Below are 8,051 nucleotides of genomic sequence, written 5' to 3'. Positions count from 1 at the left end.
TCGTCGCGGGCCGGCGGTGGCAACGCCAGCGGCGGCAGCAGCGACATCAGCGGCAGTGGCGCCGGCGACGTCCGCGGTGTGCTCGTCCACATCCACGGTGGGCACTTCCGGGCGGGCGGCCCGAGCCGGGAGTCGCGGGCGATGCTGTTCGACCACGCCGCGCGCGGGTGGGCGGCGATCAGCACCACCTACCACCTCTCGCCGACCCCGGAATCGGGGTTCCCGCAGCACCTGGTCGACGTCAAGCGGCTCCTGCGGTGGATCCGCACCGAGGGCCCGACGCACGGGATCAGGGCCGACGCGCCGATCGTGGTGGCGGGCAGTTCGGCCGGGGCACACCTCGCGATGATGACCGCCCTGACCGGGGGAGATCCCCGCTTCCAGCCGGGATTCGAGGACGCCGACACCACGGTCGCCGGCGCGATCGGGTTGTACGGCTACTACGGTCGCCTGGGCCTCGAGACCCGGGACGTCTCCGACCCCGTGCGCCACGCGGCCTCCGGCGCCCCGCCGGTGGCGATCATCCACGGCACCCACGACACCTACACGCCGGTGAAGGGGTCACGCCGACTCGTACGGCACCTGCGCGCCGGATCGCCGAACCCCGTGGTCCACGCCGAACTGCCCGGAGCCCAACACGGGTTCGACGCGGTGCGCTCGCCGCGCTACCTGGCGGTCGTCGAGGCGGTCTCGAGATTCACCGACCGACTCGCCTGATGTGGGCAGCAAGCACGCCTTGGCGGGCGTAGTGTCGCCCTCAGCCGACGGAACCCCATCACCGAGGAGCCCCGATGCCACTGTCCGGCGAGTACGAGCCCAGCCCGAGCGAGTGGGTCCGGACGCAGGTCGAGACGTACGAGCAGACCGACGGCGAGGAGGGCGGTGACCTCGCGGGCATCCCCGTGGTGATCGTGACCACCGTCGGCCGGAAGTCCGGCAAGCTGCGCAAGACCCCGCTGATGCGCGTCGAGCACGAGGGGTCGTACGCGGCCGTCGCCTCGCAGGGCGGCGCTCCCACCCACCCGGTCTGGTACTGGAACATGAAGGCCGATCCCCACGTGGAGGTCCGCGACAGGGACCGGGTCGGCGACTACACGGCCCGCGAGCTCAGCGGCCCCGAGCGAGACCGGTGGTGGGACCGGTCCGTCGCCGTCTACCCTGATTATCGCGACTACCAGCAGAACACCGACCGGATCATCCCTGTGTTCGTATTGGAGCCGCGCGATTAGGATCAGCGCGGGGCTCTCCGGGGCGGCGCCCCCCGCGGGACACGGGGAGGGCGCCGGATGAGCCGAATCGCTCTCGTCCTCGGATGCGGGGGCACGATCGGCGGGGCCTGGATGATCGCCGCCCTCCACGCGCTCACCGAGCAGACGGGATTCGACCCCCGGGAGGCGGACGTCCTCCTGGGGACCTCGGCGGGTGCCGAGCTGGTGACCATGCTCGCCGGCGGCATCGGGGTCGACGAACTGGTCGATATGCAGCGCGGGCAGGCCTGCGACATGCGGCTCCGCGAACACATCGCCTCGACCCCGCCCGGGCGGCCGCCGCTACCCCGGCTCCCGCTGCTCAACCCCGGTCTGCTCCGCACACGGTCCGGGCTGGGCGCCCTCACCGGTATCGCCCCCACCGGTCGCGGCGACGCCGGCTGGTTGCAGCGGCTGGCCGAGGGCTTCGAGGTCGGCGCATGGCTCCCCCACACCGGTGCCCGGATCGTCGCCTATGACGTCCTCGCCGGGGAGCGCGTCCTGTTCGGCGCCCCGGGTTCGCCGATGGCCACCGTCGGCGAGGCGTTGCGGGCCTCCTGGGCGACCCCCGGGTGGATGCCACCGGTGCCCGTCGGTGACCGGATCTTCGTCGACGGCGGCATGGGCTCCACCGCGTCCGTGGACCTGGTCGGGCCGGAGGAGGCCGACCTCGTGTTCGTCCTCGCCCCGATGGCCTCGGCGCCCGGCGTCCGCGTCCCCGGCCGGGGCGGCGGGATCGAGTACCGGCTGATCCGCCGCGCGATGTCCACCCAGCTGCACGACGAGGTCGCGAGCGTCCGCGCCCGGGGTACGACCGTCGTCCCGATCCTGCCCACCGCCGTCGACCTCGCCGGCCTGGGCGCCCACTTCATGAGTGCCTCCCGACGGGAGGCGGCGTTCGAGTCGTCCATGGTGACCGCGCCGGAGACGGTCCGCGACGCGCTGGCGGACAACGCGGTCGACGTGTGAGTCCGGGTCGAATGCGCGAGCGGCGCGAACCGCGCGTGGTGATCGTCGGGGCCGGGGTCGCCGGCATCACCGCCCTGCACGTCTTCCGCGAGCGCGGCTTCGCCGACGTCACCGTGCTGGAGAAGGGCTCCGACGTCGGCCGGGTCTGGTACTGGAACCGCTACCCGGGCCTGACGTGCGACGTGCCCTCCCAGCTCTACCAGTTCCGGTTCGCGCCGAAGCTCGACTGGTCACACGTGTGGGCCGACGGTCCCCAGATCCAGCGCTACCACCGCCGGGTCGTCGACGACCTCGGCCTGGCCGGGCACATCCGGACCGACACCGAGGTGGCCGCCGCCCGCTGGGACGAGGGCACCGCGACGTGGGAGCTGACCCTCGCCGCCCGGGGCGACGGCGACGACGACGGCGACGACGACGAGACCATCACCGCGGACGTCGTCGTGTTCGCGACCGGGGTCCTGCACCACCCGACATCCCCGACATCCCCGGACTGGCGGAGTTCCGTGGCGGGGTCGTCCACACCGCACGCTGGCCCGACGGGTTCGACACGACCGGTCGCCGCGTCGCTGTCCTCGGCACCGGCTCGACCGGCGTCCAGGTGGTGTCCGCCCTCGTCGGTGAAGCGGGATCGGTCACGCACTACGCCCGCACGCCCCAGTGGATCCTGTGGGCCCCGATGCGGATGCGACAGCTCGTCGTCGTCGGCTCGGTACTGCGACGGTTCCCCACCGCCCACCGCGCGCTGTACGCCGCGCTGCAGTGGGGATCCGGCGTCCTCGCCGACATCACCACCAGACCGTCGTGGCGGCGGCGCGCGGTCCAGGCCTACGCGCGGCTCTCCCTCCGGGCGCAGGTCCGGGACCCCGACCTCCGCGCCCGGCTCACGCCGGAGGACGAGCCGCTGTGCAAGCGGCAGGTGGTCTCGGGGACGTACTACCGCGCCATCCAGCGCAGCGATGCCGAGCTCGTCACCGACGCCATCGCGCAGGTCACCCCGGACGGGATCCGCACCGCGGACGGCACCGAGCGGCCCGCCGACGTGATCGTGCTGGCGACCGGCTTCCGCGCGCACGACTACATGCGTCCCATGGAGGTCGTCGGACGCGACGGCCGCACCCTCGAGCGCGAGTGGGCCGACGGCCCGCGCGCCTATCGGATGACCGCCATCCCGGGCTTCCCCAATGCGTTCACCGTGCTGGGCCCCAACTCCCCCACCGGCTCGATCTCACTGCAGCACACCGCCGAGCTCACCGCCCGGTACATCGCCCACTGGATCGAACTCCTCCGCGACGGCGCGATCCGGTCGGTGGAGGTGACCGAGGAGGCGACCGCCGAGTTCAACGATGACGTCGCCGGGGCGATGGGGCCGACGGTCTGGAACACCGGCTGCCACTCCTGGTACTTCCACGACGGCGGCACGATCGACCTGTTCCCCTTCGACCGGGCGCGACTGGCCGAGCTCATGAGGGAACCGGACCACTCGCACTTCCGGGTGGGCTGAGTGCCCGGTGCCGCTGGGTGCGCCGGGCTGGCGCGCCCGGGCTAGCTAGCGGGCGGCCCGCCGGTTGACCGGCCGGGTCCCGTCGCCCAGGTCCGGTCGGGGGAGGCGCCGGCCCGGGTCGGCCAGACCGACGACGTGGCCGTCCGCCGACAACCGCGTCATCGCCTCGAGCAGCATCCGGCGCGCGCTGGCGTTGACCGAGGACACGCGGCTGAGGTCCAGGGTCACCTCGCTCGGCCCCTCGGGGATCTCGGCGAGACGCCGCAGGACCTGCTCGGCGCTGGCGAACGTCATGGGGCCCTGCAACCGGAAGGTGCGGCGCCCGGAGATCTCGTCGAACCGCACCGAGCGAACGGCCTCCACGTCCGTGACGGTGGTGTTCATCAGGTGTAACTCAAGATCGTGGGACAGCCGCTCGAAGGTGCGCACACCCTCCACACTGTGGCCGTGCTCGTCGAGCCGCGGGGAGAACACCCCGAGCCCGACCTGCCCGGGCAGGGCACCGAAGATCCCGCCCGACACCCCGCTCTTGGCGGGGATCCCCACGGTGGACATCCAGTCCCCGGCGGCGTCGTACATCCCGCAGGTGGCCATCACGGCAAGCACCTGCCGGGCGACCGGCGCCGACACCACCCGCTCCTTGGTGACCGGGTTGATGCCGCCCGTCGCCAGCGTCACCGCCATCACCGCCAGGTCGCGCACGGTCACCCGGTAGGCGCACTGCCGGGTGTAGCCGCGCACCACCTCGTCCGGGTCGTTCGCGATGATCCCGCCCGCGCGCACGAGGTTGGCCATGGCCCGGTTGCGGAACGCCGTGCGCAGCTCGGAGTCGAGCACGGCGTCGTCCACTCCGAGCTCGCGGCCCGCGAAGGCGGACAACCCCTGCCGCACCGCCTCATCGCGGTCGTCCTGGGTCGCGTCGGGCTCGCTCACCAGCGTGTGCGTGGTGATGGCCCCAATGTTGATCATCGGGTTGCGCGGCCGGCCCGTCTCGCGGTCCAGGGAGATCTGGTTGAACGCGTCCCCGGACGGCTCCACCTCGACCTTCTCCAGGACCGCCTCGATTCCCCGGTCCCGCAGCGCGAGCGCATAGACAAACGGCTTGCTCATCGACTGGATGGTGAACTCGGCGTCCGCGTCCCCGGCGGTGTAGACGATGCCGTCCATCGTGCAGGCTGCCACGGCGAACCGATCGGGGTCCACGGCCGCGAGTTCGGGGATGTAGTCGGCGAGCCGGCCGGCGTCACCGTTCGAGCAGGCGTCGCGGATCTCGAGCAGATAGTCAGGTACCGGCGTCTTCACGCCACCAGCGTGTCATGCCGGAGGGCCCGGGGCGGCGTGTGCACCGCCCCGGGCCCTCCGGCACCGCGAACCGGTCGCGGTCATGATCGTTGTCAGATCGCGGTCAGTGGTCGCGGTCAGTGGTCGTGATGGTCGTCCGCCTTGGTCGGGTGGACGGTCCCGTGCTCGTGCTCCGGCGGACCGTACAGCGAGTACACCTTGAGGTCGTCCTCACCGATGTTGGTGACGTTGTGCCAGCTCCCGGCGGGCACGAGGATGACCCAGTCGTCGGAGACCTCGCGCACGAAGTCGAGCTGATCCTTCGCGGGGCCCATCTCGACCCGACCCTTCCCGGCCTCGACGCGCAGGAACTGGTCGTGGTCGTCGTGGACCTCGAGACCGATGTCGTCCCCGGGCTTGATGCTCATGACGGTGAGCTGCATGTGCGATCCCGTCCACAGCGTGGTGCGGTAGTTGTCGTTGGCGAGGGTGGCGTCCTCGATGTCGACGACGAACGGGTTCGGACCCTGATCGGTGGGGCTCATCGATGCTCCTGCTTCTTCGTAGACGGGTGTACGCGGTGGCCGGCGGCCAGCGTTCCGTCTCGAGTTTCGACGACTCCCGGGACGCTCGCAAGCAAGGGCATCCTCCCGAGGCGCGGCCCGGGCGACATGTCCCCATCCCGTCACGGGGCCACAACGATCAGGCCACGAGGGTTCACGTACCCCCTGCGCAGTGCGGACACTGACGAGCAACCCCGACGAAAGGAAGCTTGATGAAGCGGACGATCGCAGTGACGGGAGCCATCGGTCTCGCGGTGTTCATGGGAGCGTGCGGCACCGACGATGACGGTGGCACGACCACGGCCGACGAGACCACCACGGAGATGATGACGGAGGAGACCACCACCGACGAGACCACGACCGACCAGACCACCACCGAGGAGACCGGCGCTGCGGCCGAGGGCGACATCGTCGGCACCGCGAACGCCGCGGGCGACTTCACCACCCTCACCCAGGCCATCGAGGCCGCGGGCCTGACGGAGACCCTCAAGGGGCCCGGTCCGTTCACGGTCTTCGCCCCCACGGACGAGGCGTTCGAGGCCCTGCCCGAGGGCACGCTGGACGAGCTGCTGGCCGACCCCACGGGCGACCTGGCGCAGATCCTGCAGTACCACGTGATCGAGGGTGAGGTCCCGGCCGCCGACGTGCTCGAGATGGACGGCCAGACGGTCGCGACCCTCCAGGGCGGGGAGCTCACGGTCGAGGTGGAGGGCGAGAACGTCGCCCTCGTCGACGGCAACGGCACCCGCATCAACGTCGTCCAGACCGACGTGGACGCCACCAACGGCGTCATCCACGTCCTCGACGGAGTCCTGATGCCGCCCGCCTGACCCGCCGGTGACACTCGCTGCGCCCCGACCCGGTCCTTCCCCGACCGGCCGGGGCGCGGCTCGTGTCAGGCGGGCGTGCAAGCTGGACGTGTCAGCTGCGCGCGCCAGCCGGTCGGGTCAGCGGGGCGTGTCGTACCTCGTGAGGTCACTGGTGGCCGGGCCCTCGATGAGCTCGCCACACGCCGAGAAGCGGGACCCGTGCCAGGGGCAGTCCCACGACCGCTCCACGTCGTTCCACGTCAGCGCGGCTCCCATGTGGGGGCACAGCAGGCCGACGCGGCAGGTCTCGCCGTCGTCGCCCGTCGCCTCCCCCATCGGTCGGATACTCGGCCGTGGCTTGCGCACGATCGCCTGCGCCGCGGTCGCCGCGAGCTGGACGGGCACGTCCGCGAACAGGGGCACGGCGTTCTTCGCGATGCCCGTGATGCTGGGCTTGCCGAACGACACCCGCGGGTCCACGCCCTCGAGCCGGTCCACCATGATCCCGGCCGCCGCCGGCGCGCCCGTGAGGCCCCACTTGCTGTAGCCACCGGCGAAGTGGATGCGCCCCTTGCCCCACGGCAGGGGCCCGGACTTGGGCAGCATCGTCACCGGGTGGAAATCCTGCGCGGACCAGCCGTGGGTCATCGTCGCGCCGGGGAAGTACTTCTCCGCGTACTCCCGCAGCGAGTCGATTTTGGACGCGGTGCCCGTGGCGGTGCCGGTGCGGTGCCCGTTGCCGCCGACGAACAGCACCTCACCGCCGGGTGAGGGCACCGTCCGCAGCGAGCGGACCGGGCTCTCGACCGAGCCGTACATCCCCTCCGGCAGGCCACCGGGGTACTCGAACGCGCAGAGGTAGGACCGCTCGGGTTCCATCGTCGCCACGGTCGGGCCGCGGTCCAGGACCGGGGACGCGGTCGCCAGCACGACGTCGCGGGCGGTCATCGTGCCCGGATGCGCGGTGACCTCGACGAACGCGTCCTCCCCTGTCCCCTGCGCTGTGAGTCCGGTGACACGGGCGTGCTCCACGATCCGCACGCCGAGGGCCGTGGCCGCGCGGGCCAGCGCCGCGAGCGCCTCCACCGGGTCGATCTGCATCTGATCCGGCAGCTCCACGGCGGACCGGGCCGGGAACGGGACGTCCACCCGGTCGTACCAGCGGGCGGGCAGACCCAGGTCGACGAGGGTCTTCATCTCCTTGCGCAGGGTCGACGTGCCCATCCGCCCCTTGGAGAACGTCACCGCACGCCGACGCTGGGAGTCGACGCCGTGGGCCTCGCAGAACTCGGCCCACCAGTCGAGTCCGTACCGGTTGGCGTCGGCGTACGCGCGCGCCGTCTCCAACCCGTGCTTGGAGCGGATGCTCGACAGTCGGGTGCCCTGCAGGACCGAGACCTTGGCCGTGGTCGCGCCGCTGGCCCCCGCGCCCACCGTGTGCGCCTCCAGGACCACGACCGCCTTGCCGCGCGCGGCGGCCATCAGCGCCGTGATCAGGCCGGTGAACCCGGCCCCCGCGATCACCAGGTCGACGTGCTCGCCGTCCGGGAACTCGGCCGCCGGGGAATCGATCGTCGTGCGTCGCCAGAATGAAGTGCCCATCGTGCGCCTCCTGGAGGGTGCTCACCGCGGATGTCGCTGGCGCTCACTGTAAGACCGGTCACGTCCCCCCGCATCCGCT

General features: G+C 71.9%; 7 protein-coding genes and 1 pseudogene. 5 read left to right on the top strand and 3 right to left on the bottom strand.

The window, feature by feature from the left end; translation table 11 throughout:
* The 4 genes and pseudogenes from G6024_RS11555 to G6024_RS11540 all read left to right on the top strand — a co-directional run.
* Window positions 1–717 (top strand): alpha/beta hydrolase (locus tag G6024_RS11555; RefSeq protein WP_159148748.1); only part of this gene is annotated, 717 nt, incomplete at its 5' end.
* 74 nt (window positions 718–791) lie between these two features.
* Entirely contained in the window at window positions 792–1,229 is a 438-nt protein-coding gene (locus G6024_RS11550) for a nitroreductase family deazaflavin-dependent oxidoreductase (RefSeq protein ID WP_069388602.1), read from the top strand.
* 57 nt (window positions 1,230–1,286) lie between these two features.
* On the top strand, window positions 1,287–2,216 hold the full coding sequence (locus G6024_RS11545; RefSeq protein WP_069388601.1) for a patatin-like phospholipase family protein: 930 nt from the start codon (window positions 1,287–1,289) through the stop codon (window positions 2,214–2,216).
* Window positions 2,217–2,227: 11 nt separating this feature from the next.
* Window positions 2,228–3,717: pseudogene (locus G6024_RS11540) on the top strand (flavin-containing monooxygenase).
* Between the two features lie 45 nt (window positions 3,718–3,762).
* On the opposite strand, the gene G6024_RS11535 reads toward G6024_RS11540, so the two are convergent.
* On the bottom strand, window positions 3,763–5,019 hold the full coding sequence (locus G6024_RS11535; RefSeq protein ID WP_069388600.1) for a glutaminase: 1,257 nt from the start codon (window positions 5,017–5,019) through the stop codon (window positions 3,763–3,765).
* Between the two features lie 116 nt (window positions 5,020–5,135).
* Entirely contained in the window at window positions 5,136–5,543 is a 408-nt protein-coding gene (locus G6024_RS11530) for a cupin domain-containing protein (protein WP_067712996.1), read from the bottom strand.
* 230 nt (window positions 5,544–5,773) lie between these two features.
* Between G6024_RS11530 and G6024_RS11525 the strand changes: the two genes are divergently transcribed.
* Window positions 5,774–6,391, top strand: coding sequence for a fasciclin domain-containing protein (locus G6024_RS11525; protein ID WP_069388599.1), 618 nt, complete (start codon window positions 5,774–5,776; stop codon window positions 6,389–6,391).
* A 117-nt stretch (window positions 6,392–6,508) separates the two neighbouring features.
* Here G6024_RS11525 and G6024_RS11520 read toward each other — a convergent pair whose 3' ends face one another.
* Window positions 6,509–7,972 carry an FAD-dependent oxidoreductase gene (locus G6024_RS11520; RefSeq protein WP_159148747.1) on the bottom strand — a complete coding sequence of 488 codons (1,464 nt, stop codon included), beginning with the start codon at window positions 7,970–7,972 and terminating at the stop codon, window positions 6,509–6,511.
* Window positions 7,973–8,051 lie beyond the last annotated feature (79 nt).

Origin of the sequence: Dietzia maris (genome assembly GCF_014144855.1) — a bacterium.
GTDB classification, from domain to species: Bacteria; Actinomycetota; Actinomycetes; order Mycobacteriales; family Mycobacteriaceae; genus Dietzia; species Dietzia kunjamensis.
Note: the sequence above shows the minus strand (reverse complement) of the source record. Positions and strands in the feature narration are given on the sequence as shown.